Below are 23,959 nucleotides of genomic sequence, written 5' to 3'. Positions count from 1 at the left end.
GTTTCACTTTAGCCTAATACTGTAAAAAATAAAGCGACATGATTAGCCGTCCTGGGGTGTAGCTGCCCCTTGCGTGCACGAAAGGCTAAGGCCGCGCGGGCCCGGCACAGGTACGCTGAGGGGCATATGCTCGTCTCTGACCGCGTGCAGGACCTACTTTCCCGTGAACGGGCGCTGCTGAGCGACGTGCAGGCCTTTCTGGAGGTGCACGGCGCCCCGCCCGAGGTGATGGACCATGCCCGAACCGCCGCGCGCGCGCTGGACGAAACCTTTCTGCTGGTCGTGGTCGGGGAGTTCAATGCCGGCAAGAGCAGCTTCGTCAACGCGCTGCTGGGTGCCCAGGTTCTCCCTGAGGGCGTCACGCCCACCACCGACCGCATCTATGTGCTGGTGCACGGAGAGCAACCCGGACAGATGGAGCCCACGCGTGACCCTTTCGTCAGCCGGCTGACCTACCCGCTGCCCAGTCTCGAAGGGGTGGCGCTGGTGGATACGCCCGGGACCAACGCGATTATCCGCCAGCATCAGGCGCTTACCGAAGGCTTCCTGCCCCGAGCGGACCTGGTGCTGTTCCTGACCAGTGCCGACCGGCCCTTTACCGAGTCCGAGCGGCAGTTCCTGTCCCTGGCAGCCCGCTGGGGCCGGCAGGTGATCATGGTGGTCAACAAGGCCGACCTGCTGGAGACCCCGGAGCAGAAGGGACAGGTCCGTGAGTTCGTGGAAAACGGCGCGCGCGGCGTGCTGGGGTTGACCCCGCCGGTGCTGATGATCAGTGCACGCGGTGAGCAGCGTGGCGGTGACCCAGGCTTCCATGCCCTGCGTGAAATTCTGAAGATGCGGCTCTCGGAAACCGAGCGCACCCGCCTGAAACTGGCCAATCCCCTGGCTACGACCGGAGAACTGCTGAGCGGCGAGGAGGCCCGCGCCGACGCCGCGCGCCGGACCCTGACCGAGGACCTGAGTGTCCTTCGCGACCTGGAAGCCCAGCGCGAACACCACCGTGAAACCATGCTGGGGGAACTCGACGGGCAGCTCAACCGCATTGGGCGATTGCTGAGCGAATTCGAGGTGCGGGCCGACCGCTTCATTGACGACAAGCTGCGGTTTTCCAACCTGCGCGGCCTGATCAACAGCCGCGCCATCGAGGACGAGTTCCGGCGTGAGGCGGTTGGCGACCTGCCAGACGCCATCGACCGGCAGTTCGGCAACATGATCGACCGGTTTGTCGAGGCCAACCTGCATTTCTGGGAGGATGTCCAGGCCTTCCTGATTCGCCGCCAGCCCAGTAATGAGGTGGCGCGGACCCGCTTTTCTTACGACCGTGGCGCGCTGCTGGAGGGCATCGCCGGCTCGGCGCGGGATCACCTGGAAAACACGACCGAGCAGGAACTCGGCCGGCAGCTTTCCCGCGACGCCGAGGACGCCATGAAGGGCGCGGTGGGTGGTCTGGCCGGTGGAATCGGCATCGGGGCCGGCGTCGGCGCCCTGATCGGAGCCACGGCCCTGGATTTTACCGGCGGCATCCTGGCGGGCCTGACGCTGGGCAGCCTGGGTCTGTTCGTGCTGCCCAACAAGCGCCTGCAGGCCCACCGGCAGCTGCGGCAGAAGGTCAGTGACCTGCGCCTGGCCCTGGAGCAGATCGTCCGGCGCGAATACGAACGCGAGCAGGAGCGTGCCGACTCGCGCCTGCGCGACGCGATCAGCCCCTACACCCGTTTTACCGAGCAGGAGCAGGTGCGTCTGGCCGCCGCCCAGACCCGCGCTGCCGAACTGCGCGCCCGGCTGGAATCGCTGCAGGCAGACGTTAAGGCGCTGGGCTGACGCCTGACTGCGTCAGCCCAGCAGCTCGGCTTCGTGCACGATGTCCAGCACCCGCTGCCGGATGATGGCTTCCTCGCGCAGATAGCGCTGGGCGCTCATCTGCACTCCGATCGCCGCGACCACACCGTCGGCGTGGTAATACGGCACGCCCAGCGTGCACTGGCCGGGAATCCATTCCTCGATGCTGTAGGCGTACCCCAGCCGTTTGACCCGCGCGACTTCAGTGCGCCATTCGTCCAGGGTGGTGATGCTGCTCTGGGTGCAGGCCACGAAGCTGCGCGGCTGCAGGTCCAGGTGGGCATACAGAATCTTGCCGCTTGACGTCGCCGTGGCCGGAAGGTAGATGTCCAGTGGCATGTCGATGTCGGCGTCCGGATGCCGCTCGCGAATGGCAGCCACGATATTCTCGCCTTCAAGAACGCACAGGAAGGCCACCGACTGCACTTCCAGCGCCAGCCGGGTAATCAGCGCGCGGGCCTCGGGAAACCAGGGCAGGGCGGCGGTCAGCTGCGCGCCCATTTCTGCCAGATGCCACGACAGGCGGTATTTGCCGGCGGGCGTGCGGCGCAGAAACCCCGCGTCCGTCAGGCCGGCCAGGTAGGCATGGGCCGTGGCACGCGGCACCTGCAGGTGCGCAGCCAGGGCACGCACACCCCACTCGGGTTGTTCGGCACTGAAGGCACCGAGGATATTCGCGGCCTTTTGCAGGGACAGCACGTGTCCAGCTTACCCAGACAAGCCGGGAAAGTACACCGCCCGTCTATCCACCTGACCCTCATGGTGGGCACTACAGCAGGGGACAGTCGAAACCCTCAACTGCTGTGGGACAAGCGGAGCGAGTAACTGGTTGAAGGGAAATAGACGGAAGTGCGCTCCTCCCGTTGGCGCAACGGAATACCGCTGTCAGGCTTGGCTCAGCACCAGATTGACGGTGTAACCCAGAGCCTGTGCACTGCGGGTGGTGACCTCGCCCTCCTCGCTGCCCGGCAGGGCCAGCAGCTCCACCACCTGAACCCCCAGGCTTCGCAGCAGGGTGTCGAGTCCGCTGCCATCGAACGCGTCCGGGGAGGTGGCCCGCACCCGCAGGTCACCCGCCTCGGCGCGCAGATCAGGGTGGATGACCCAGCCCCGGGTGAAGGTTTCGCCTGAGGTGCCCTCGTGTCCGTCCCACTGCACGAACACCAGCAGGTGCCCGGCTTCACGCGCGGCCTGGACCTGGGCCCGCCAGGCCCGTGACAGCGCTGGCTCATCCGGCTGGTCTTCTAGGTAATGACGCTGCGCGTTCAGGAGCAGGAGTGCCGTGGCCGTCCGGTTCATGCCCCTGATCATAGCCGGGCTGAGGGGACCGCCATAAAGCAGGCGGCCTGGGTGGAGTTGCACCCAGGCCGCCTTGTCATGGGCCTGCCCTTACTCCTTGACAGTCATGATGCTCAGGCCAGCGTCCACATAGACCGTCTGCCCGGTGACGCCAGTGCCCAGGTCCGAGAGCAGAAACAGGGCCAGCTTGCCGACCTCTTCCGGGGTGGCGTTGCGGCCAAACGCCGCGTTACGCGCGCCCTTGTCGTACAGCCCGCCGAAGCCGGGAATGCTGCGCGCCGCGATGGTGCGCATGGGGCCCGCGCTGATGGTGTTGATGCGGATCTCGCGTTCGCCGAAATCAGCAGCCAGGTAGCGGGTGGCGGCTTCCAGTGCGGCCTTGGCCACGCCCATCACGTTGTATTTGGGAACCACCTGCTGCGAGGCGTGGTAGGTCAGGCTCACGATGCTCGAGCCCTTTCGGAGCATCGGCTCAGCGTGACGTGCGGCCGACACCAGCGTGTAGGCACTGACAGTCAGGGCCGTGTTCCAGTCTTCGGGGGTGGTGTCGAGGAAGCGGCCTTCCATGGAAGCGCGCGGCGCATACGCAATCGAGTGCACCAGGATATCCAGGTGTCCAAACTCGTCTTTGACCCGGGCGAAGAGAGCTGTCATATCTTCCTCGCTGGTCGCGTCGGCCTGCTGGATCCAGGTGTTCTCGTGGCCTGCTGTCAGCTTCTGGAGCTCACCCTGCAACCTCTCGCCCTGGTAGGAAAAGCCCACGCGGGCTCCGGCTTTGAGCAACTGCTCGGCAATGGCCCAGCCCAGGCTGCGGGAATTGGCCACGCCCATTACCAGGGCCGTCTTGCCGGAAAGGTCAACGCTCACACTCATGCCCGAGACTCTAGCAGCGTGGGCCACCAGATGGCTGAAGCCGGTGCAAGCTGCCCGGCTGCATGCTGGTCTCTCTTCACCCCGGACCTCATGATCAGCAGTCAGAATCGGGGAAGACATGAGCGCCGATACTGAAGTCCTGATGCTGCTCCGCGCTCCTCATCTCACGGCGCCGCACGCGTTCACCACGCGCGCAGGTGGAGTATCGACGGGTGTCTTCGGTGCTCCGCGCGGCGCTGCTGCCAGCGGCGGTCTGAACCTCGACGACCGGGAAGACGACTCCCGGGCGGTCGAGGAAAATCGCCGACGCCTCAGTGCGGCCCTCGGCTTTTCCCCGGCCTCCTATGCCCGCCTGACCCAGGTTCACGGTACCGACGTCATCACCGCCCAGGGTCCTGGCCTGTGGACCGGCGACGCCCTGGTCACCGACCGGGCTGGGGTGCTGCTGGCCATCGGTACGGCGGACTGCTACCCGATTCTGTTCGAAGATCCCCAGGCAGGCGTGATCGGTGCGGCCCACGCGGGCTGGAAGGGCACGCTGGGGCGAATTGCCGCGCACACCGTGCAGGCCATGACCCGGCTGGGGGCAGCGCCCGAACGCCTGAAGGTGGCTGTGGGACCGGGCATCTGCGGGGCGCGGTACGAGGTCAGCCCAGATGTGGCCGGGCAGTTTCAGCAGGCTGGTCTGGGCCACGCGGTCCTGCCGAACGAGGGGCGTGTGCACCTGGACCTCGCGGCGGCCAACCGGAGTGTGCTGCGTGAAGCTGGCGTTCCCGAAGGCAACGTATGGCTCAGCGGACGCTGCTCGACCGAGGAAGACTTCTATTCCTACCGTCGGGACGCGGGCCGCACCGGCCGGATGTGGGCTGTGATCGGGCGCGCCCAGCCCGGAGAGGTGCCGGCATGAGCCTGCTGCGGCCCAACGACGTGATCGACCACATCACGCAGATCACCCCCGAGTTCCTGGCGGCGCGCGGCCTGCGTGGGCTGCTGCTGGACCTGGACAACACTCTGGTGCCCTACGGCAGTTACGACGAGGTTCACGACATGGTGCGCTGGGCCAGCGAACTGCGTCAGGCCGGGATCCGCCTGTATCTGCTGAGCAACGCTACGGGCCGGCGTGCGGCCTTCTGGCTGGACAAACTGGGGTTCGCGGGAGTCGGCATGGCCGGCAAGCCCAACCCCCGGGCCTACCGCCGCGCCCTGACTCAGCTTCAACTGCCGCCCACCCAGGTCGGCATGGTGGGAGACCAGCTGTTTACGGACGTGCTGGGTGGCAACCTCTGTGGCCTGCACACCGTGCTGGTCCGTCCGCTGATCGACAACGCCCTGCCGCACACCCGCGCGGCCCGCACCCTGGAACGCGCCGTATTGAGGCGCTACGGCCATGACTGGAATCCCTGAGCCCGCCTGCGCCCCGCGGGGCTGCACGAATATGAATCTCGTACTCTTACCCCTAACACGACATATGGAGGAACAGCATGGCTCTCTCAATAGGTGACCGGAGGCTCGGTGCCATCCTGCTTGAACAGGGGTACGTGAACGACACCGATCTGCAAAAGGTTCTGGTGCGTCACGCCGAGGTGGGTGGCCGGCTGGCGGACGTCCTGATCGACACGGGCGTGGTGGGCGAAAAACGGATTGCCCGCGCCATCGAAGAGGCCCTGGGCCTGCCGCTGGTCAACCTGCTGGTCGTGACCCCGGACCCCGAGGCCCTGCGCATGATCCGGGCGCAGACGGCCCTGACCCATCAGGCGTTTCCCTTTGCCGTGGAAGGCGGCACGCTGCGGGTGGCCATCGTGGACCCGCTGTCCAGCGTGGCCATCGAGGCCCTGGAAGACGACAGCAACCTCAACATCGAGCCCTACCAGGCCATGCGCGATCAGATCATGTGGGCCATCGCCACGCATTACCCCGAGCTGAACCTCTCGGCCGTCTCCCCAGACGATCTGCCCGAGTCGGGCAACAGCGGCGGGGGCATGCTGGGCCAGCGGCTGGTCTCACGCGGCATGATCACGGACCTGCAGTTGCAGCAGGCGCTCGACGCCCAGCAGCAGACCGGAGAGCCACTCGGCATTACGCTGGTGACCCAGAAGGCCATCACCGAGCAGCAGTTGTACGAGACGCTGGCCGATCAGATCGGCGTGCCCTTCATGACCAGCACCGCCGCGTTCAACCCGTCGGAGGATGTGCTGGGCAGCATGCTGCGCGCCGACGCCCTGCGCCTGAATGCCGTTCCGGTAGACGAGGGCGCGCAGGGTGTGACGGTCGTGACCAGCGACCCGCGCAAACGCGAGGACATCGAGGCCCTGGTGGGCCGCAGCGTGCAACTGGTCCTGGCCCGCCCCAGCGACGTGGACACATTGATCGAGCGCTTCTACCCGCAGCGTGGTCGGCTGGGTGAGCAGATGGTCCAGCAGGGGCTGCTCTCGCGCGCACAGCTGCGTGAGGCGCTCAACGTGCAGGCGCGCGAGGGCAAGGTCAAACCCCTGGGCGAGGTGATCCTGGAACTGGGGTTCGCCGGCACCGACGAAATTGACAGTGCCCTGCAGAAACAGAACTCCGGTGGTGGTCGCCTGGAAGACACCCTGGTGCAGTCCGGCAAGCTCAGCCCTGAGATGCTGGCACGCTCCCTGGCCGCGCAGCTGGGCTACGAGTTCCTCGACCCGGTTCAGAATCCACCGGACGCCGGGGTGGCTGCGCTGGTCCCCGAACCCACCGCGAGGCGTTACGGCGTGATTCCGGTGCGCTTCCAGGGCGAGTCGCTGGTCGTGGCCATGAAAGACCCGCGCAACGTGTTTGCGCTCGACGACCTGAAGCTCATCACCGGGCGAGAGGTGATTCCGGCCGTGATGGCCGAGAAGGACATCACCCGCCTGATCGAGCGCTACTACGGCAACCGCGACATGGCCGACCTGAACCAGAAGCTGGTGCAGGAATCCAACAAGCGCGAGCGCGAATCCAAGCGCAATGACGACGTGGACCTCTCGGCCGGGCTGGACGACAACGCCGTGGTGCGCGTCGTGGACAACCTGATCCGTGAGGCGGCGCTGCAGGAAGCCAGCGACATCCACATCGAGCCCACCGAGACCTCGTTGCGGGTGCGCTACCGCGTGGACGGCGTGCTGCGCGAGCAGTCGGAACTGCCCAGAGGCAGCTCTCAGAGCATCCTGGCCCGTATCAAGATCATGGGCAACCTCGACATTTCCGAGCGCCGCGTGCCGCAGGACGGGCGCGTGCGCTTCAAGAAGGGCAGTATCGATATCGACCTGCGTCTGTCCACGCTGCCCACCGTGTACGGCGAGAAGGCCGTAATGCGTCTGCTGCAAAAAGCCAGCAACATTCCCGAAGTGGAAAACCTGGGCTTTTCCGAGTACAACATGCAGCGCTACATAGACGTGATCCAGAAGCCCAACGGCATCTTCCTGGTAACCGGACCGACCGGCTCGGGCAAGTCCTTTACCAGCTTCAGCACCCTCAAGCGCATCGCCAAGCCCGAGAAGAACACCACCACCATCGAGGACCCGGTGGAGTACGAGATTCCCGGCATCGTGCAGTCGCAGGTCAACCCGGTGGCGGGCATGACCTTCGCCCGGGCGCTGCGCGCCTTCCTGCGTCAGGACCCGGACATCATCTTCGTGGGGGAAATCCGTGACGGCGAGACGGCCAAGATCGCCGTGGAGGCGGCCCTGACCGGCCACCTGGTGCTGGCCACCCTGCACACCAACGACGCGCCGGGTGCCATTACCCGCCTGGAGGAGATGGGCGTAGAGCACTTCAACATCGGCGCGTCGGTGGTCGGGGTGCTCGCGCAGCGTCTGGTGCGCCGGGTGTGCCCCGAGTGCAAGGCGCCCACCAACGCCGACCCGGATGTGCTGCGGCGTCTGGGCATCACCGAGGACGACATCCGCGGCGCCCAGCTGATGCGCGGCGCCGGCTGCAACCGCTGTGGCGGCACCGGCTACAAGGGCCGGACCGGCATTCACGAACTGATGGTTATTGACGACCCGATCCGCCGCGCCATCGGCGGGGGCAAGAACGCCTCCGAGATCCGGGACGTGGCCGTCGAGTACAGCGGCATGAAAACCCTGCGTCAGGATGGAATCGACAAGGCCCTCTACGGCATCACCACCCTGGAAGAAGTTCTGGCCGTCACCAGCAGCTAAGCCCTCCGCTCCCCACTCCCTTTGTAGAGGTTTGCCATGACACAAGCATCTGTTGACATCACCGATATCCTGCGTTTCGCCGCCGAGAAAGGCGCGTCCGACGTGATCCTGACCGTCGGTCTGCCCCCGCAGTTCAAGCTGCACGGCGTGTACGACTCCCAGGGCTTTGCTGAACTGCCCGCCACCGAGACCCGCAAGCTGATGTACTCGATGATGAACGAGAAGCAGCAGCGGACCTTCGAGGAAAAGCGCGAGCTGGACTTCTCCTTCGCCCTGGGAGAAAAGGCGCGCTTCCGTGTGAACGCCTTTATGCAGCGCGGCAATGTGGGCGGCGTGATGCGTCTGATTCCCACCAAGATCAAGAGCGCACAGGAGATGGGACTGCCGCAGCAGGTGATCGACATCGCCAACGCGCCGCGTGGTCTGGTGCTGGTCACCGGTCCGACGGGCTCGGGCAAGAGCACCACGCTGGCGGCCATGATCGATTACATCAATACCACCAAGAAGATGCACATCATGACCATCGAGGACCCCATCGAGTTCATGCACACGCACAAGCAGAGCATCATCAACCAGCGTGAGGTGGGCACCGATACCATGGACTTCGAGGCGGCGCTGCGCGCGGTGCTGCGTCAGGCCCCCGACGTGATTCTGGTGGGCGAAATGCGTGATTACGAGACGATCAAGGCGGCTGTGACTGCTGCCGAAACGGGGCACCTGGTGATGGGCACGCTGCACACCAACTCAGCGCCCGAATCGATCGACCGTATCGTGGACGTGTTTCCTGAAGAGCAGCAGGAGCAGATCCGCGTGCAGCTGGCCAACAACCTGGTGGCGGTCATGACCCAGCAGCTGCTGCCACGCCTGGACGGCGCCGGGCGCATCCTGGCCTACGAGCTGCTGATTGCCAACCCGGCCGTGCGGGCCCTGATCCGTGAGGGCAAGACCTTCCAGATCACCAGCGTGATGCAGACCGGCGCACGCGAAGGCATGGTCACCATGGACGCCTTCCTGGCCAACCTGTACCGCCGCCGCATGATCAGCTTCGACGTGGGCAGCGAGCGCGCCGTGGACGCCAAGGAATTTGCCCGGCTGGCCAACGATCCGAACGCCAGCACCGGCATGGCCGCCAGCCTCGGTGTCCCCGGTGGCACGGGGCCCGGCGCCTTTGCGCCGGCGCCAGCCGCAGCAGCTTCGGGCACGGCAGCGGGCCGGGGCGGAGATACAGGGCGGGGCGGCGTCGCCGCCACATCCGGCGGCAGCAGTAACCCATTCGGCCGCCGCTGAGTGCTGGTAAGAGAAAAGTGGGGGATGAGCGCTGCGCCGTGAAGCCACCTTGGCGCTACGCTCCTGTTCCAAACAGGCTCCAGAGAAGTGAACTGCATAGCCACTCATAGGCGAGCCGCCCCCACCGAAGTGGGGGCGGCTTAGCTTTTTAAACAGGTTATGCGCCGGGCTGGTTGATCTTGCCCTGCACGGGCGGAATGCTGGGCTGCTCGGCCTCGGTCTTGGGCAGCAGCAGCAGGTCCAGCACCTCACCGACCCGCTCGACGGCGTGAATCTTCAGTTCGCCGCGGATACTTTCAGGCACTTCCTGCAGGTGAGGCTCGTTGTCCTTGGGAATGATGACCTCGCGGATACCGCCCTGGTGGGCCGCCAGCAGCTTCTCCTTCACGCCGCCGATCGGCAGCACCCGGCCGCGCAGGCTGATCTCGCCGGTCATGGCCACGTCCATCCGCACCGGGCGTCCGGTCACCGCGCTGATTACCGCAGTGGCGATCGTGATGCCAGCGCTGGGGCCGTCCTTGGGGGTAGCGCCGTCGGGGAAGTGCACGTGCAGGTCCAGGTTCTTGTGGAACTCGGGGTCGGCGCCGTACTTATGGGCGTGGGCCCGCAGGTAGGCCACCGCCGCACCCACGCTTTCCTTCATCACGTCGCCCAGTGAGCCGGTCATGCTGATCTTGCCAGTGCCGGGAGTGGCCAGCGCCTCGACCAGCAGCATGGTGCCGCCCACGCTGGTCCAGGCCAGGCCCTGAGCCACGCCTACCTGGGGTTCTTTCTCCATGCGGTCGGGTCGGTGCAGCGGCACGCCCAGGAAATCGGGGATCTGCGCGGCATCAATGACCTTCAGGCCTTCCCAGGGTTTTTCCAGCAGTTCGCGGGCGGCCTTGCGGGCCAGCTTGCTGATCTGACGGTCCAGGTTGCGCACGCCGCTCTCGGCAGTGTATTCCTCGACAATGCGGTTGAGCGCCGCGTCGGTGATTTCCACCCGGTCAGTCAGACCGTGCGACTTAATCTGACGGGGAACACGGTAGCGCCGGGCAATCTCGACCTTCTCCGGCTGGGTGTACCCGGGAATCTGGATGACCTCCATCCGGTCAAGCAGCGGGCGGGGGATGGTCTGCAGGCTGTTGGCCGTCGTGATGAACATCACCTGCGACAGGTCGTAAGGGACTTCCAGATAGTGGTCCTGGAAGGTGTGATTCTGCTCGGGGTCGAGCACTTCCAGCATGGCGCTGCTGGGATCGCCGCGCCAGTCGCTGCTCATCTTGTCGATCTCGTCAAGCAACATTACCGGGTTGATCACGCCGGCGGTCTTCATGCCCTGGATGATGCGTCCGGGCATCGAACCGATGTAGGTGCGGCGGTGACCACGGATCTCGCTCTCGTCACGCACGCCGCCCAGCGCCATGCGCACGAACTTGCGGTTCAGGCTGCGGGCCACGCTCTTGCCCAGCGAGGTCTTGCCCACACCGGGAGGGCCTACCAGGCACAGAATCGGTGCGCGCAGTTCGGCGTCGTCGGTGCGTTCCTCAGCACTACGCTCCCGGCGCTGCTCCTCGGTCTCACCGGGCTGGTGGGTCAGCTGGCGAACGGCCAGGAATTCCAGGATGCGGTCCTTGACGTCGCTCAGAGCGTAGTGGTCGCTGTCCAGGATGTCGCGCGTGCGGGTGATGTCAAGGATCTCCTCGTCGCGTTTGCTCCAGGGCACGTCCACCAGCCAGTCGATGTAGTTACGGACCACGGTGCTCTCGGGGCTGCCGCCGGGTGTACGCTCCAGGCGCTGCAGTTCCTTGAGCGCCTTTTCCTTGATCGACTCGGGCATGCCGGCGGCCTCGATCTTCTCGCGCAGGGCCTCAACCTCGGCCGGGCCATCCTCGCCGCCGCCGAGCTCCTTGCCGATGGCCTTCATCTGCTCGCGCAGATAGTACTCGCGCTGGTTGGCGTCCATCTGTTCTTTGACGCGGCCAGCGATCTTCTTGTCCATGTTGAAGCGCTCGGTGTCACGGGTCAGGAACTTCAGGACCGCTTCGAGACGTCCGCGTAGGGCGGTGGCCGAGAGCACTTCCTGCTTCTCTTCCGGGGTCCAGGTGGCGTGGTGGGCCACCTGATCCGCCAGGGCGCCGGTGTCGGTCAGGGCCTTGAGGCCTTCAAGCTGGTAGTTGTCCAGGCGCAGATTCTTGTTCTGGCGCTGATACTCCTCAAAAGCCGACTTGACCTCACCCGCCAGCACGACCACTTCACGGCTCTCGTCGGCAGGAGTCGGCTGCGTCTCGGCGCGCACGCGCAGGTAGGCGCTGGGCACCTCTCCCTCTACGCGGGCACGCTCCTGGGCCTCGACCAGCACCTGATAGGTGTTGTCGGGCATGCGGACGACCTGCTTGACGACCCCCAGGACACCCATGTCATACAACTCATTCAGGGTGGGATCATCGGTACGGGCGTCGCGCTGGGTCAGCAGCAACACCCGGCGGTCCGAGGCCTGGGCCTCGTCGACCGCACGCTTGCTTTTGGGCCGCCCTACGTCCACATTCATGGTGACGCCGGGCACGATCACGATGTTTCTCAGTGCAACTACGGGAAGTTCCCAGATCATGCTTGCTCCTTGAGACCGCGCTTAGGCGGGAATGTTTGAGTGTACCGCGAGGATATAAAAGACAACACCCCCGCCCGAAGTGTCCAGAGATTCTAGGGAGCCGGGGCGCAGGGTGCTGTAATTTACGTTGCTATCAGGCAGACTTCTTGAGTCCCTTAGACTCAAGGACACTCATCGGCCGGTCGATGTTCTCGGCGTCGAAGCGCAGTTCTTTCAGGCCTTCCATGGGAAGTTCGAACAGCAGGTCAGTCATGGCCTTTTCCAGTACCGCACGCAGGCCACGGGCACCGGTCTTGCGTTCGCGGGCGCGGTGGGCTACCTCGCGCAAGGCGGCGTCGGTGAACTCCAGGTTCACGTCCTGGAAGCCGAAAAGCGCCTGGTACTGCTTGATGATCGCGCCCTGCGGCTCGGTCAGGATGCGCACCAGCGCCTCTTCGTCGAGGTCCTGCAACTGCACCACCAGCGGCAGACGGCCCACGAACTCTGGAATCAGGCCGAACTTGACCAGGTCCTCAGGCAGGAAGCGCAACTCTTCTTTCTCGTCGCCCTTGTGCTCGGCGCCGAAGCCCACGGCGCGGACATTGGTACGGGCGCGGGCAATCTCACCCATGCTCTCGAAGGCGCCGCCTACGATGAATAGGATGTTCTTGGTGTTGACCTGCACCAGTTCCTGTTGCGGGTGCTTGCGGCCGCCCTGCGGAGGCACCTGCGCGACCGTGCCTTCGATGATCTTCAGCAGGGCCTGTTGCACACCCTCGCCGGACACGTCGCGGGTGATGCTGGTGCCCTCGGACTTGCGGGCAATCTTGTCGATCTCGTCGATGTAGATGATCCCGCGCTCGGCGGCGGCCACGTCATACTCGGCGGCCTGCAGCAGACGCACGATCACGTTTTCCACGTCGTCGCCCACGTAGCCGGCTTCGGTCAGGGTGGTGGCGTCGGCAATGGCGAACGGCACTTCCAGCATCTCCGCCAAGCTCTGGGCCAGCAGGGTCTTGCCGGTGCCGGTCGGGCCGATCAGCAGGATGTTGCTTTTCTGCAGGTTGACGTCAGGGTGCGCCAGACGCTGGTAGTGGCTGACCACCGCGACTGCCAGAGCTTTTTTCGCCTCGTCCTGACCGATCACGAAATCGTCCAGGTAAGCCTTGATTTCCTTGGGGCTGGGCAGCTCCTCAATGCGGAAGTCGCCTCCGGTCTTCTTGTTCTGCTTGACCAGTTCGCTGGCGCGCTCGGTGCATTCGTTGCAGATAAACGCCGCGCGCCCTGGCGCTTCGATCAGCTGCGCGATCTGTGGATGTTGCCGCCCACAAAAGGAGCAGCGGTCCCCTCCCTTGGTCATTGCTCGCCTCCCAGTTCCCGGGTGTTCTCGATGACGCTATCGATCAGGCCATAACGCATGGCCTCTTCCGGCGACATGAAGTAGTCGCGCTCCATATCGCGCATCAGCTTCTCGTGCGGGATGTCGGTGTGCCTATGGTAAATCTCGACCAGCTTGTCACGCAGGTGCAGCACTTCCTTGGCCTGCACTTCCAGGTCCGGGGTGTTGCCGCGGAAGCCCGCCGAGCCCTGGTGAATCATGATCCGGCTGTTGGGCAGGGCCATGCGTTTGCCCTTGTCGCCGGCCATCAGCAGGACGCTGCCCATGCTCATGGCGATGCCTACGCAGATGGTCGACACAGGTGCCTTGATATAGCGCATGGTGTCGTAGATGGCCAGCCCGGCGTAGACCTCGCCGCCGGGGCAGTTGATGTACATCTGGATTTCCTGTTCGGGGTTCTGCGAGTCGAGCAGCAGCAGCTGCGCGACGATGGTGTTGGCCATCTGGGATTCAATGGGAGTCCCCACGAAAATAATCCGGTCTTTCAGCAGCCGCGAGTAGATGTCATACATCCGCTCGCCGCGTCCGGTCTGCTCGATCACGTAGGGAATAACGCTCATGGGCGGCATTATCGCATGGGTCGGTGGGAGGAAGGTGGGCAAGACCGCGCTGAAGCGGGGTGACCCGCTGCACTTGCCGAATAATTAATGCTGCCCGCTTTCCTCAGCCTGCTCGTCTACCCTGAAGGTCCATTTCAATGACAGGAGGTCAGGCATGACAGGAAGAGACGACACCATTGTTTCACGGTCCGAAACGACTGAGGTTAAGGAGTCCCACTCCTCCGGCACCATCGGCGGCACCGAGACCCACACCCATACCGAGCACCGCGAGGTTCATCAGGAAGTGCCGGTCCGGCCAGCTCCAGAAGTGACCGAGACGACCACCACGACCACCACCATCATCGAGGACTGACCTCGGGATCAGCAAGGGGGCCAGGAGTGACTGCTCCTGGCCCCCTTGCTGGTTCATTGATATGTCTCAATCCACGATCATGGGGATCAGCACGGGGTTGCGTCCGGTCACCTTCCGCACGAAGCGCCTGACGGCGCCGTACATGTCGTCACGCACGTCTTCCAGGCGCTTCTTTTCGCGCATGCCGGTTTCGACGGCTTCGAGCGCCACCCGGCGGATCTGGGCGTCAAGCTCGCGGTTGGGGCGCACGAAACCGCGGGAGACGATCTCCACGTGGGGGGTAGGCTGCAGCACCGCCGTCATGATGATCAGGCCCTCCTGACTCATGTTCACGCGGTCGAGCAGCACGTCGTCACTGACGTCGCCGACTCCCAGGCCGTCCACATAGACGGCGCCTGCGGGCACCGTGCCCGTCACCTTGAATTCGTCAGGGCCGAGCCGGACCACGTCGCCGTTGCGGGCGATCAGCGTGCGCTTGGGCGGTCGGGGGAGGGTCTGGGCCAGCTTGGCATGGTTGATCTGGTGACGGGGCTCACCGTGCCAGGGCAGGAAGAACTTGGGTCGTGCCAGGTTGAGCACCGTGGCCAGTTCCTCCTGAGATCCGTGTCCGGAGGCGTGTACCCGGTAGGTGGGCGGATAGTACACGTCCACGCCCAGTTCGTACAGGCGGTTGATCACCAGATTGACCGCTTCCTCGTTGCCGGGAATGGGGTTGCTGGACAGGATCACGCTGTCGCCGCGCCGCAGGGCGATCTTGGCGTGGTTGCCAAAGGCCAGACGCGAAAGCACACTCATGGGCTGGCCCTGCGAGCCGGTGCAGACGTACAGCACCTGCTGGTCCTGCAGGGTGCCGACCTCGTCGTTGGTCAGGAACGGCTCGGGCAGTTCCATGTACCCCAGCCCCTGGGACACCTGGGCGTACTTCAGCATGCTGCGGCCTTCCATGACCACGCGGCGGCTCTGGCGGTGCGCGATGTTGATCACGTTCTGGATCCGGTGCACGTTCGAGGCGAAGGTGGTCATGAACACCCGGCCCTTGCAGTTGGCAATCACACTTTCCAGGTTGCGGGCGACCTCCGCCTCACTGGCGGTCCGCCCCGGCCGCTCGGCGTTGGTGGAGTCACTGATCAGCAGCAGGACGCCTTCCTTGCCAGCCTGCTCGATGCGGCCTAGGTCCGAAAGCTGCCCGTCGCTGGGCTCCTCATCGAGCTTGAAGTCTCCGGTGTGCAGTACCTGTCCCACCGGAGTGGTCAGGATGTAGCCGGTGTTGTCCGGAATGGAATGCGTCATGCGGATGAATTCGACTCCGAAGTGCGTGCCGATCTTCACCTTGGCGTTGGTGTCCGCTTCACGCAGGTCGATATCGCCGTCCTTAAGACCGAACTCGGCCAGCTTCTCGCGGACCAGACCCAGGGTCAGCGGCGCGCCGTAGACCGGCACCCTGGGCAGGCGGGGCAGGATGTACGGCAGGCCGCCGATGTGGTCCTCGTGGCCGTGCGTCAGAATCCAGCCCTTGATCAGCTCGGCGTTCTGCTGCAGGTAATCGATGCGTGGAACGATCAGGTCGATACCGACCTGGTAGGCATCCGGAAAGGCCAGGCCGCCGTCCACCACCATGATCTCGTCGCCATAGCGGTAGACCGTGATGTTCTTGCCAATCTCGCCCATGCCGCCCAGCGGCATCACTTCCAGGTAAGGCGTGGCGCTCTGGTCGGCGGGCGCGTCGTTCGTCGCTTTGGTCATCTGGAACTCCATTTCGCGGGGGCCCAATGCGGGGGCCATGCGTTGTGATGAGAGGCTTGCGGCCCCCGCATCGGCGGCCATGCGTGCGGTTTTGTCGTCCGGCGCGGCCAGTCTGGGAAACAGACGGCGGAACCTGAACGCGATAGCCTCAGGCTAGCACACGGTCCCGGCCGCGCGTGAACCCTTTCACGTCATCTCCAGCGGGCTGAGGCCCAGCCTGTGCAGGTGCTGCTGGACAGCATGCTGGAGAGTGTAAGACTCTAAACTCTTCGACCTGTACGGCGTTTTTTCTGTTTTCTGTTCCACCCTGATGGCCGGCTGCGCCCTGCACCGGGCTTTTCGTGGTCATGCTGCCTTCATGAACGCTTATGATGCAGGCGTGACTTCCCAACGCATTCTTGTCATTGAGGATGACCTCGATATTGCCAATGTCCTGAAGATGGACCTAGGAGATGCCGGGTACACCGTCGAACATGCCGACTCCGCCATGAATGGCCTGATCAAGGCCCGTGAGGAACACCCTGACCTGATTCTGCTCGACCTGGGCCTGCCGGACTTTGATGGCGGTGACGTGGTGCAGCGCCTGCGCAAGAACAGCGCCGTGCCAATCATCGTTCTGACTGCCCGTGACACCGTAGACGAGAAGGTCCGGCTGCTGGGTCTGGGCGCCGACGACTACCTGATCAAGCCCTTTCATCCTGACGAGCTGCTGGCCCGCGTGAAGGTTCAGCTGCGCCAGCGCATCACCGAAAGCCTCAGCATGGGTGACCTGACCCTGGATCCGCAAAAGCGCCTGGTCACCTACAAGGCCGAAGAATTGCGCCTGTCGCCCAAGGAATTTGACATTCTTGCCCTGCTGATCCGCCAGCCAGGCCGGGTGTACTCCCGCCAGGAGATCGGCCAGGAAATCTGGCAGGGCCGTCTTCCGGAAGGCAGCAACGTGGTGGATGTTCACATGGCCAATCTGCGGGCCAAGCTGCGTGACCTCGACGGCTACGGTCTGCTCCGGACCGTTCGCGGTGTAGGGTACGCGCTGCGCGGCTGACCTGGCCTTCCCAGTCGTCTGACGTGATGACGTGATCCTCCAGGAACAGAGACAGGGCCCTACGGTACCCGCCTGATCTCCCTGCCACCTGCAGCAGAACCCGAAGGACTCCGGAGCATCTGGTCGGCGGCACGCCCTGAGGCACGGTGAGGGTCGGAGACAGGTGCCAGACGCCTGGCTTCTGTAAATAGACCTTTAGCTTGCTCCGGGACCGGTGTCAGCTTGATATGTTCAGGAACGATGGTATCAAGCTGCCGATCTGCCGTAATATCGTGGGGCATCACGGAGACCGTTTGTGGCCGGGCTCCGCGTCTGAGCAGTGAAGCGGTACCTGCTTCACCCTCCTGGCGGCAACGCCCTCCTTCTACGTATGACTGAACTGCAGCCACACATTGAAATTCTGCTTGTCGAGGACAACGAGCCCGACGTGCTGTTGACACTGGAAGCCTTTGAGGACGCCAGCGTCCCCAACCATATGCACGTGGCACGCGACGGCGTGGAGGCCCTGCGGTTCCTGAGGCGTGAAGGTGAATACTCAGGCGCTCCCAGACCCGACGTGATCCTGATGGATATCAACATGCCCCGCAAGAACGGTCTGGAAGTGCTGGAGGAGATCAAGGCAGACCCAGAACTGAGCAGCATCCCGGTGGTCATGCTCACGACCTCGCAGGCAGAGGAAGATGTGCGCAACTCATATCTGCGTCACGCCAGTGGATATGTGGTCAAGCCGGTGGGGTTCGAGAACTTCCTGAGCGCCATGCGGGCCTTCGAGCACTTCTGGCTGACCTTTGTGCGCTTTCCACCCCGTGCCTGATACTGCCGTACAGCCAGACAAAGCAGCGCCCCCAGTGTTGTGGGGGCGCTGCTTTGTCTGGCAACGTGTGTCAGTCAAGGCCTGTCGGCTGACCAGGGGCGCCGCTCAAGGTGAACCAAAGAATGGAGCCGCCAGGACAACCTGCTCCTGGTGGCTCCGTTCTTTGGACTGTCGCTGGTCTTAGCGGTTGGTGTGGGTGCCGGTGGTCGTGGTGGTGGAGTGCACCACAGGAGCGGGGCGGTTGCGGCCCATCAGACCGGCCAGACCCAGCAGGCCCAGCAGGCCCCAGGGGAACTGACGGGTATCGGCCGTGCCGTCGTTGTTGGTGTCGACCACGCCGTCGCCGTTGGGGTCAGCAGCGGTGGCAGCGTCATCCACAGCTTCGCCAGTCGCGGCCGCAGCGTCGTCTACGGCGTCGCCGGTAGCGGCAGCGGCATCGTCCACGGCTTCGCCAGCTTCTTCAGCAGCGCCCTCAGTCGTGTCGGTTCCCGTGGTATCGGTACCGGTCGCGTCGGTCCCTGTGGTGTCTGTGCCGGTCGCATCGGTCCCCGTGGCGTCGGTACCGGTCGTGTCAGTCCCCGTGGTGTCGGTGCCGGTCGTGTCGGTCCCCGTGGTGTCGGTGTCCTGCACCTGCACGTAGCTGGAGGAAGGCGCAACGGCCAGGGCGGTGGGGGCGGCAAAAATCAGGGCCAGCGTCAGCAGGGTCTTGTTCATGTGAGTTCTCCTGAAATGAATTGAGTTCCGCCTGGAAGGGGGATAAACAATCGTGATTGTGACGCGCGCTTCAACCCGGACGCTGAGAACTCCCATAGAAGACCTTTATGAGCAGAAATCTGGCTCCTCAGATTCTGTCTGAAGAAGTTTCGCTCGCTGCTGCGGCAGTTTTTGGCTCACCGGCGGGAACCTGGGACGGCACTTGGTCAGGCAGATGTTGCAGGGGAAGCCGTCTGAAGAGCCTGCAGGACATTGGCCATATGGGTATCAAGGTCAACGCCCAGTTCTTCAGCGCCCTGCTGGACCTCGTCACGGTTCACGCCGGCTGCAAAAGCCTTGTTACGGAAGCGTTTTTTCAAACTGCTCAGCTCAACCCCACGCACGTCCCGGTCAGGCCGGATCAATGCGGCGGCCTGCACCAGCCCGGTCAGTTCATCCACAGCGAACAGCGTGCGGGCCAGCCGCGTCTCACGGGCCACGCCGGTAAAGGTCGCGTGGCCCAGGATGGCGTCAAGCACTTCTTCCGGGGTGTCGGTATGGTCACGTAGATAGGCCACGCCCCAGTGTGGATGCTCATCCGGGTGCGCCTCGTAGTCAAAGTCGTGCAGCAGCCCCGTCACTGCGTACAGTTCCTCGTCCTCACCCCAGTGGCGGGCATACCAGCGCATGGCAGTCTCCACGTTCAGCATGTGCCGGCGCAGCGAATCGCTGGGCGTGTGCTCCAGCATCAGCGTATAGGCCTGTTCGCGGTTCATGCCTGAGTGTAAAGCAGCACCCAGAAAGGCTGCCGGGAAACGAGTCCCCGGCGGTGGTGTGGTTTGCGCACTGCAGAGACGCCTGAACTCTCCAGCGAGGTTAAATTTGATTCTGGAGCCGAAGAGAGACGGGCAGCCGCTGAATACGGTCAGTGACCGTTCAGATAGATTGCCCAGCCGGGCTGCCAGTGGGCGTACTGCCCGTGGGCATACACGCCGAAGCTGGGAGCGCGAGGCCGGGTCCGCAGCGGCATCCCGGCCTCGTCTGGTGTCTGGCTGCCCTTGCGCTGGTTGCAGCTGCGGCAGGCCGTCACGACATTCTCCCAGTGGTGCCGCCCCCCGCGTGAGCGGGGCATCACGTGATCCATGGTCAGTTCATCGCGTGAGCCGCAGTACTGGCAGGCAAAGGTGTCACGCCGCAGCACGTTCCGGCGGTTGAACGGCACCGGATGCACTTTCGGTCGGCGCACATAGCGGCGCAGACGGATCACACTCGGCACCTGCATGTACATGCTGGGCGAGCGGACGATATCGTCACTGTCTTCCAGAACCTCGGCCACACCGTACTGCACCAGCGTGATGGCGCGCTTGGCGCTGGTCACGTGCAGCGGCTCGTATGACGCGTTCAGCACCAGCACCCGCGGCGCGTTCAAATCGGCCGCGACCCGACCTATTCGCGTTTCCTCCCCTCCCGGCATGTCCTTTCTGGAAATCATGCGCGCATTCTAAAGTGCGCTCGCCAGTGCGATGTTGCGCCGCCTCACCTACCAAAACCTTTACCGTCCCTACGTGAAATGGCTTGCAGGACGGTCTTCCGGAGGTATAGCGACTGAGCGCTCAGGTCAGGGGAAGCGGCAGCACCGTGATTTTCAGGCCGCCGCGCAGCAATTCCAGCGTGCCGTCTGCGATGTACTGCACCGCCAGGGCCCCCAGCAGTACGCCCAGAACGCGGGTCACCACGTGGACTCCTGTCAGGCCGATCACGTGCGCGATCTGTCCTGACAGGCGCAGTGCCAGGTAACACAGCAGCAGGACCAGGAATGTCACCCCAAAAACGCCCCCCAGCAGCAGGGGCTCTCCATGCGCGTCGCCGGCCAGGATCATGATGCTGGCCAGGGTCCCGGGGCCGGCGATCAGGGGAATGGCCAGCGGGAACACGCTGATGTCCTGACGCTCGTGGGCTTCCTGCTCCTCTTCCGGCGTTTCCTTGCTGCCGCTGGGACGTGCAAAGACCATGTCCAGCGCAATCATAAACAGCAGGACCCCTCCGGCGATCCGGAAGGCGCTCAGACTGATGCCCAGGTGTTCGAGCAGCTCACGGCCAAACAAACCGAACATGAGAATAATAATTCCTGCCACCATGGTGGCCTTCAGGGCCACGCGCCGTCGTTCGAACCGGGGGCGGTTGCTGGCCAGCCCGATAAAAATAGGGGCCAGCCCTATGGGGTCCATCACGACGAGCATGGTCAGGAAGGTCTGAGTTGCTAGACCAAATAAATCTTCCACTGCCGGAAGTGTACTGGACCATGCTGCCTTCCTCGGATGAATGCCTGACCTGACCCCTCAATTCGGCAGCCGTCCAGTGCCGCTGCGCGTTGGCAGATGCAAGACCCTTCGGCACTACATACGGCGCTTCCGCGATCCTTCTTCGGTGAATGCCCGCGGGAACCCGCTCCCGCCCACCCGCATATCCAGAGGCAGGACCACCCCGACCTCTTTCTGGAGATCCCCATGACCCTCACCCTCCGCTCCAACCCCGTCATCGCCGCCCTGCTCGACCATCCCTTCCCCGACGGCTTCTGCCAGACCCTCGCCACCACCCACCACTGGACCGGTTTGCATGCCTCCTTGGTCCTCACCGAGTACCGCCGCTTCCTGGCCCTCGCTGCTCTCGGCCCCGCCGCCCCCAGCCGCCACGTGACGATGGCCCACGACCTGCACCGCAGCGTCGCCCCCGACGACTGGCAAACCCTGGTGAACCTCGCGGGCGACCCGCTGCGCTCCGCCTGGGCCGTGAATGGCGCGCACGTCTACACCGACACCCTTGACCGGTACTCCGCCACCTTCGGGCACCCCGCTCCGGCAAACGTCTGGCACGACCCGCGCGTCACGCCTGGCCGGACCCTGAGCGGGTGGGTGACCCGCCACGCCCGCACGCTGATCAGCGTCGCTCTGGCTGGCGTCATGATCCTGCTCGTGGCGAACCAAGTCCTTCCCACGGGTGCCGCGATCCTGCTGGGCTTCGGCCTGGTGGCCTTGCTGTGGGAACTGTCGGGGGGCCTGTGGTCAGCGTCTGCGCGCCGGACAGTGCGGGCGGACGCCACGGGTCCGGGCGTCGTCATGTACGGCTCCGCGATCGGGACTGGGAGCGGTGACGGCGGCTGGGGTGGTGATGGCTGCGGCGACGGTGGCAGTTCCTGCTGACCTGACCGCCAGCAAACCGGGCCCCCAGTTTGGGGGCCCGGTTCTTGTTCACGCTTCGGGCTGCCGAGCAAGGCAGGCAGTGGTTCCAGGGAGGAGTGAAAGACTTTGGTGCGTAGACGATGAACCCCTCGCAGAAGAAGTGACCCCGCCCGTGATCAGTAATTCGGCTTCTGACCGTACGCGAACTGTACGTCCACCCGGTTCAGCCGGATGTCGCCCTCTGTAGTGCCCAGTTCCGGACGGGGCATCAGGGAGAAGGTCGCGCGCCGCTCCTCACCGCCCTGCTGCGCGGTCAGGCTCACGGTCCACTCGCCTTCCGGACTGCGTTTCGGGGTGCCGGGCGTCCAGCCCTGCGCCCGCAGCGTGCCGAGGTAGTGCGTCAGCACCGCGTCGGGAGCTTGTGGCGCGCGAACGATGGCATAGGTGATGTAGTACGGCCCATTCGGACCTTCGCTGCCGTAACTGCTGCCGCTGGAGTTGACCCTGCCGCCGGACGGGGCAGAAAGTGAGGGCAGTACCAGGCCACCGGCCCGTAGCTCGGTCAGTGGATCGCGTGAAGGGAGGTTGCGTCCCGGCGCGTAGAAATTCCGCTGGACTGGGTCGGTCCACTCCAGGTTGGCCGGGCAGGTCACGCTGAACCCCTCCATCGAGTAATAGCGGTAGGTGACCTGAGTGCCTTGAGGGGTGGGGATAGCGTGCACCGTGACAACGCCAGGCACGCCGGGTTTGCACTGACTGATGGAGTTCCGGATGACCGACCCGTCTCCGAAATTGCTTTGAAAGACGTTCTGGGTAGCGGCGGAATCGTGCTGATTGCGCCACCCTTCCTGCGCGAGCACCTTGATCGCCGCGACCTGCGCCGCTTCAGGGGTGGCGGTGGTGCGAACCACGATCAGAGTGGTTCCTGGCTGCACCACCGACCCGACCAGCGTCTGTCCCGGCAGGTTGGGTAAGCGGAAGGACATCGCCGGTGGCAGCTGGGCAGGACGGAAGGCGTCTGGGCTGCCGACTCCGGCGGTGGCGAGCAGCAGGGCGCGCTCGGTCTCAGTCAGCCGGGAGAACAGGTCCGGGTTAGCCGGTTGTGCGAGCGCCGCGCCGCCAATGAGAAGACCGAGGGCCAGGATCCGCAGAGAGGAGATCATGCCGCACTGTACGTGGCCCACTCCCGCTATGTGCGCAAGTTTGTGGTGTGCGACGGACAGATGCAAACAGGCTACCAGGGCGTCACGTGGTGCCTCATGGCCCGACCGAATTTCTTTGCGACAGGAGCATCCTGCTGACAGGAACAGCCCGGACCCCAGGCCCACCCATGAATGTCTGCTTGGGAAAGGCTTACGCTACGTCCATGCGAGCCATCCCGCTTCTGCTTGCGCTCCACCTGGGATCAGCAGTGGCTGGAGGTGCCGCCGCGCCGGTCGCGTCCACTGGGCTTCGTGCGGCCGAGCATGCAGTGAGTGCTGAGGATTCCCGTGGCGGTGTGGTATGGACGCGGGCCTTTCCCAAGGCGCTGGTAGCGGATACCGGACGGGTGCGGCAGAACGTGCTGGTGCTGACCGAAACCGGTAATCCTCAGTTCGGTACCCAGCAAGTGGTGATCACCCTGCTGTCCGGCGCGACCGGCCAAACCTTGTGGGAGCGGAACATCTACGGTCGACTCCACGCCTGGGGCATGGCGGACGACGCCCTGTGGGTCACCCGCAACGATGGTGGGGTAAACATGAGCTTGGACAATTTCGGATTCCGCCTCCGGGATGGCCGACCCCTCTGGGAGACCACTTCGACCAGCAGTCCACAAGCGACTGCGAAGGGGAGCGTGTTGTTCCGCAGGCCGACGAAAGCGGGCGCCCCCAACGATCCGGTCCACCTGGAATTCCAGGTTATGAACACCTCGACGGGTCAGTCGCGCCTCCTGAAGTTGAAGATTTCCGAGCGGCCGCAGTGTAGGCCGCTGGACGACACGCTCGTGATGGAAAATTTCGCGACGAAAGCGGACGAGCGGTTTTACTGGGCGCAGCGCCACGACCGCTGTGGGTACTTTGTCACCCGCTTCGACTGGCATGAGTCTGAGCGACAGCGACCAGTCGTCCGGGTGGGAATACTGCCTTAAAGCACTGGGGACG

Annotated in this window: 22 protein-coding genes; 10 read left to right on the top strand and 12 right to left on the bottom strand. The window is 64.4% G+C overall.

All coding sequences use genetic code 11. From position 1 onward, the window contains the following. Positions 1–126 precede the first annotated feature (126 nt). Positions 127–1,821 (top strand): dynamin family protein, encoded by a 1,695-nt coding sequence (locus IEY49_RS08850; RefSeq protein WP_189006960.1) that lies wholly within the window; start codon positions 127–129, stop codon positions 1,819–1,821. A gap of 12 nt (positions 1,822–1,833) precedes the next feature. On the opposite strand, the gene IEY49_RS08845 is transcribed toward IEY49_RS08850, so the two are convergent. From IEY49_RS08845 to IEY49_RS08835, 3 genes are all read right to left on the bottom strand, one after another. Continuing rightward, complete coding sequence (locus IEY49_RS08845; RefSeq protein ID WP_189006957.1) at positions 1,834–2,538, bottom strand: IclR family transcriptional regulator; 705 nt, start codon at positions 2,536–2,538, stop codon at positions 1,834–1,836. 186 nt (positions 2,539–2,724) lie between these two features. Continuing rightward, positions 2,725–3,138 (bottom strand): isochorismatase family protein, encoded by a 414-nt coding sequence (locus tag IEY49_RS08840; protein ID WP_189006954.1) that lies wholly within the window; start codon positions 3,136–3,138, stop codon positions 2,725–2,727. A gap of 90 nt (positions 3,139–3,228) precedes the next feature. Continuing rightward, on the bottom strand, positions 3,229–4,011 hold the full coding sequence (locus tag IEY49_RS08835; protein WP_189006951.1) for an enoyl-ACP reductase FabI: 783 nt from the start codon (positions 4,009–4,011) through the stop codon (positions 3,229–3,231). A gap of 118 nt (positions 4,012–4,129) precedes the next feature. Here IEY49_RS08835 and pgeF point away from each other — a divergent pair, with 118 nt between their 5' ends. The 4 genes from pgeF to IEY49_RS08815 all read left to right on the top strand — a co-directional run bounded on the left by pgeF (position 4,130) and on the right by IEY49_RS08815 (position 9,464). Continuing rightward, complete coding sequence (gene pgeF / locus IEY49_RS08830; protein WP_189006948.1) at positions 4,130–4,918, top strand: peptidoglycan editing factor PgeF; 789 nt, start codon at positions 4,130–4,132, stop codon at positions 4,916–4,918. Then, entirely contained in the window at positions 4,915–5,415 is a 501-nt protein-coding gene (locus IEY49_RS08825; RefSeq protein ID WP_189006945.1) for a YqeG family HAD IIIA-type phosphatase, read from the top strand. The genes pgeF and IEY49_RS08825 overlap by 4 nt, the downstream gene beginning before the upstream one ends. Before the next feature lie 77 nt (positions 5,416–5,492). Beyond that, a complete protein-coding gene (locus IEY49_RS08820; RefSeq protein ID WP_189006942.1) occupies positions 5,493–8,177 on the top strand; it encodes an ATPase, T2SS/T4P/T4SS family in 2,685 nt (894 codons plus the stop codon). 36 nt (positions 8,178–8,213) lie between these two features. Then, complete coding sequence (locus IEY49_RS08815; RefSeq protein WP_189006939.1) at positions 8,214–9,464, top strand: type IV pilus twitching motility protein PilT; 1,251 nt, start codon at positions 8,214–8,216, stop codon at positions 9,462–9,464. Positions 9,465–9,621: 157 nt separating this feature from the next. On the opposite strand, the gene lon is transcribed toward IEY49_RS08815, so the two are convergent. The 3 genes from lon to clpP all read right to left on the bottom strand — a co-directional run bounded on the left by lon (position 9,622) and on the right by clpP (position 14,001). Beyond that, positions 9,622–12,054 carry an endopeptidase La gene (gene lon, locus IEY49_RS08810; RefSeq protein WP_189006936.1) on the bottom strand — a complete coding sequence of 811 codons (2,433 nt, stop codon included), beginning with the start codon at positions 12,052–12,054 and terminating at the stop codon, positions 9,622–9,624. 133 nt (positions 12,055–12,187) lie between these two features. Next, the gene (gene clpX, locus IEY49_RS08805) at positions 12,188–13,393 is read right to left on the bottom strand and encodes an ATP-dependent Clp protease ATP-binding subunit ClpX (protein WP_189006933.1); all 1,206 of its coding nucleotides are present in this window, start codon (positions 13,391–13,393) and stop codon (positions 12,188–12,190) included. Next, positions 13,390–14,001, bottom strand: a complete 612-nt coding sequence (gene clpP, locus IEY49_RS08800; RefSeq protein WP_229780714.1) for an ATP-dependent Clp protease proteolytic subunit — start codon at positions 13,999–14,001, stop codon at positions 13,390–13,392. Before clpP ends, clpX begins: the two co-directional genes overlap by 4 nt. Positions 14,002–14,146: 145 nt before the next feature. Between clpP and IEY49_RS08795 the strand changes: the two genes are divergently transcribed. Next, a complete protein-coding gene (locus IEY49_RS08795) occupies positions 14,147–14,344 on the top strand; it encodes a hypothetical protein (RefSeq protein WP_189006929.1) in 198 nt (65 codons plus the stop codon). Positions 14,345–14,410: 66 nt separating this feature from the next. Here IEY49_RS08795 and IEY49_RS08790 read toward each other — a convergent pair whose 3' ends face one another. Then, positions 14,411–16,087 (bottom strand): ribonuclease J, encoded by a 1,677-nt coding sequence (locus IEY49_RS08790; protein WP_189006926.1) that lies wholly within the window; start codon positions 16,085–16,087, stop codon positions 14,411–14,413. Between the two features lie 358 nt (positions 16,088–16,445). Between IEY49_RS08790 and IEY49_RS08785 the strand changes: the two genes are divergently transcribed. Together IEY49_RS08785 and IEY49_RS08780 are read left to right on the top strand one after the other, a co-directional pair. Beyond that, a complete protein-coding gene (locus tag IEY49_RS08785; RefSeq protein WP_012694077.1) occupies positions 16,446–17,132 on the top strand; it encodes a response regulator transcription factor in 687 nt (228 codons plus the stop codon). Positions 17,133–17,502: 370 nt separating this feature from the next. Beyond that, a complete protein-coding gene (locus IEY49_RS08780; RefSeq protein WP_189006923.1) occupies positions 17,503–17,946 on the top strand; it encodes a response regulator in 444 nt (147 codons plus the stop codon). 180 nt (positions 17,947–18,126) lie between these two features. Here IEY49_RS08780 and IEY49_RS08775 read toward each other — a convergent pair whose 3' ends face one another. From IEY49_RS08775 to IEY49_RS08760, 4 genes are all read right to left on the bottom strand, one after another. Beyond that, positions 18,127–18,660, bottom strand: coding sequence for a hypothetical protein (locus IEY49_RS08775; protein ID WP_189006920.1), 534 nt, complete (start codon positions 18,658–18,660; stop codon positions 18,127–18,129). 206 nt (positions 18,661–18,866) lie between these two features. Continuing rightward, positions 18,867–19,415: an HD domain-containing protein gene (locus IEY49_RS08770; RefSeq protein WP_189006917.1), complete on the bottom strand. Its 549-nt coding sequence runs from the start codon at positions 19,413–19,415 to the stop codon at positions 18,867–18,869. 149 nt (positions 19,416–19,564) lie between these two features. Beyond that, positions 19,565–20,131 carry an HNH endonuclease gene (locus IEY49_RS08765; protein ID WP_189006914.1) on the bottom strand — a complete coding sequence of 189 codons (567 nt, stop codon included), beginning with the start codon at positions 20,129–20,131 and terminating at the stop codon, positions 19,565–19,567. A gap of 121 nt (positions 20,132–20,252) precedes the next feature. Further along, a complete protein-coding gene (locus IEY49_RS08760) occupies positions 20,253–20,921 on the bottom strand; it encodes a MarC family protein (RefSeq protein WP_268239020.1) in 669 nt (222 codons plus the stop codon). 225 nt (positions 20,922–21,146) lie between these two features. On the opposite strand from IEY49_RS08760, the gene IEY49_RS08755 reads away from it, so the two are divergent. After that, a complete protein-coding gene (locus IEY49_RS08755; RefSeq protein ID WP_189006911.1) occupies positions 21,147–21,839 on the top strand; it encodes a hypothetical protein in 693 nt (230 codons plus the stop codon). Positions 21,840–21,994: 155 nt separating this feature from the next. Here IEY49_RS08755 and IEY49_RS21415 read toward each other — a convergent pair whose 3' ends face one another. Next, positions 21,995–22,981, bottom strand: coding sequence for a CCP domain-containing protein (locus IEY49_RS21415; protein ID WP_229780713.1), 987 nt, complete (start codon positions 22,979–22,981; stop codon positions 21,995–21,997). Positions 22,982–23,184: 203 nt separating this feature from the next. Between IEY49_RS21415 and IEY49_RS08745 the strand changes: the two genes are divergently transcribed. Next, on the top strand, positions 23,185–23,946 hold the full coding sequence (locus IEY49_RS08745; RefSeq protein WP_189006909.1) for a hypothetical protein: 762 nt from the start codon (positions 23,185–23,187) through the stop codon (positions 23,944–23,946). The last annotated feature ends 13 nt before the right edge of the window (positions 23,947–23,959 follow it).

The sequence above is a fragment of the Deinococcus malanensis genome, from assembly GCF_014647655.1.
GTDB lineage: Bacteria > Deinococcota > Deinococci > Deinococcales > Deinococcaceae > Deinococcus > Deinococcus malanensis.
Note: the sequence above shows the minus strand (reverse complement) of the source record. Positions and strands in the feature narration are given on the sequence as shown.

What these genes read in the sequence shown, in the direction of transcription:
- IEY49_RS08835 (WP_189006951.1), bottom strand. Translation starts at nt 4,011, where the DNA reads ATGAGTGTGAGCGTTGACCTTTCCGGCAAGACGGCCCTGGTAATGGGC.
- IEY49_RS08815 (WP_189006939.1), top strand. Translation starts at nt 8,214, where the DNA reads ATGACACAAGCATCTGTTGACATCACCGATATCCTGCGTTTCGCCGCC.
- clpP (WP_229780714.1), bottom strand. Translation starts at nt 14,001, where the DNA reads ATGCCGCCCATGAGCGTTATTCCCTACGTGATCGAGCAGACCGGACGC.
- IEY49_RS08780 (WP_189006923.1), top strand. Translation starts at nt 17,503, where the DNA reads ATGACTGAACTGCAGCCACACATTGAAATTCTGCTTGTCGAGGACAAC.
- IEY49_RS08825 (WP_189006945.1), top strand. Translation starts at nt 4,915, where the DNA reads ATGAGCCTGCTGCGGCCCAACGACGTGATCGACCACATCACGCAGATC.
- IEY49_RS08795 (WP_189006929.1), top strand. Translation starts at nt 14,147, where the DNA reads ATGACAGGAAGAGACGACACCATTGTTTCACGGTCCGAAACGACTGAG.
- IEY49_RS08850 (WP_189006960.1), top strand. Translation starts at nt 127, where the DNA reads ATGCTCGTCTCTGACCGCGTGCAGGACCTACTTTCCCGTGAACGGGCG.
- lon (WP_189006936.1), bottom strand. Translation starts at nt 12,054, where the DNA reads ATGATCTGGGAACTTCCCGTAGTTGCACTGAGAAACATCGTGATCGTG.
- IEY49_RS08840 (WP_189006954.1), bottom strand. Translation starts at nt 3,138, where the DNA reads ATGAACCGGACGGCCACGGCACTCCTGCTCCTGAACGCGCAGCGTCAT.
- IEY49_RS08790 (WP_189006926.1), bottom strand. Translation starts at nt 16,087, where the DNA reads ATGACCAAAGCGACGAACGACGCGCCCGCCGACCAGAGCGCCACGCCT.
- IEY49_RS21415 (WP_229780713.1), bottom strand. Translation starts at nt 22,981, where the DNA reads ATGATCTCCTCTCTGCGGATCCTGGCCCTCGGTCTTCTCATTGGCGGC.
- IEY49_RS08785 (WP_012694077.1), top strand. Translation starts at nt 16,446, where the DNA reads ATGAACGCTTATGATGCAGGCGTGACTTCCCAACGCATTCTTGTCATT.
- IEY49_RS08820 (WP_189006942.1), top strand. Translation starts at nt 5,493, where the DNA reads ATGGCTCTCTCAATAGGTGACCGGAGGCTCGGTGCCATCCTGCTTGAA.
- IEY49_RS08755 (WP_189006911.1), top strand. Translation starts at nt 21,147, where the DNA reads ATGACCCTCACCCTCCGCTCCAACCCCGTCATCGCCGCCCTGCTCGAC.
- pgeF (WP_189006948.1), top strand. Translation starts at nt 4,130, where the DNA reads ATGAGCGCCGATACTGAAGTCCTGATGCTGCTCCGCGCTCCTCATCTC.
- IEY49_RS08775 (WP_189006920.1), bottom strand. Translation starts at nt 18,660, where the DNA reads ATGAACAAGACCCTGCTGACGCTGGCCCTGATTTTTGCCGCCCCCACC.
- IEY49_RS08770 (WP_189006917.1), bottom strand. Translation starts at nt 19,415, where the DNA reads ATGAACCGCGAACAGGCCTATACGCTGATGCTGGAGCACACGCCCAGC.
- clpX (WP_189006933.1), bottom strand. Translation starts at nt 13,393, where the DNA reads ATGACCAAGGGAGGGGACCGCTGCTCCTTTTGTGGGCGGCAACATCCA.
- IEY49_RS08765 (WP_189006914.1), bottom strand. Translation starts at nt 20,131, where the DNA reads ATGATTTCCAGAAAGGACATGCCGGGAGGGGAGGAAACGCGAATAGGT.
- IEY49_RS08745 (WP_189006909.1), top strand. Translation starts at nt 23,185, where the DNA reads ATGCGAGCCATCCCGCTTCTGCTTGCGCTCCACCTGGGATCAGCAGTG.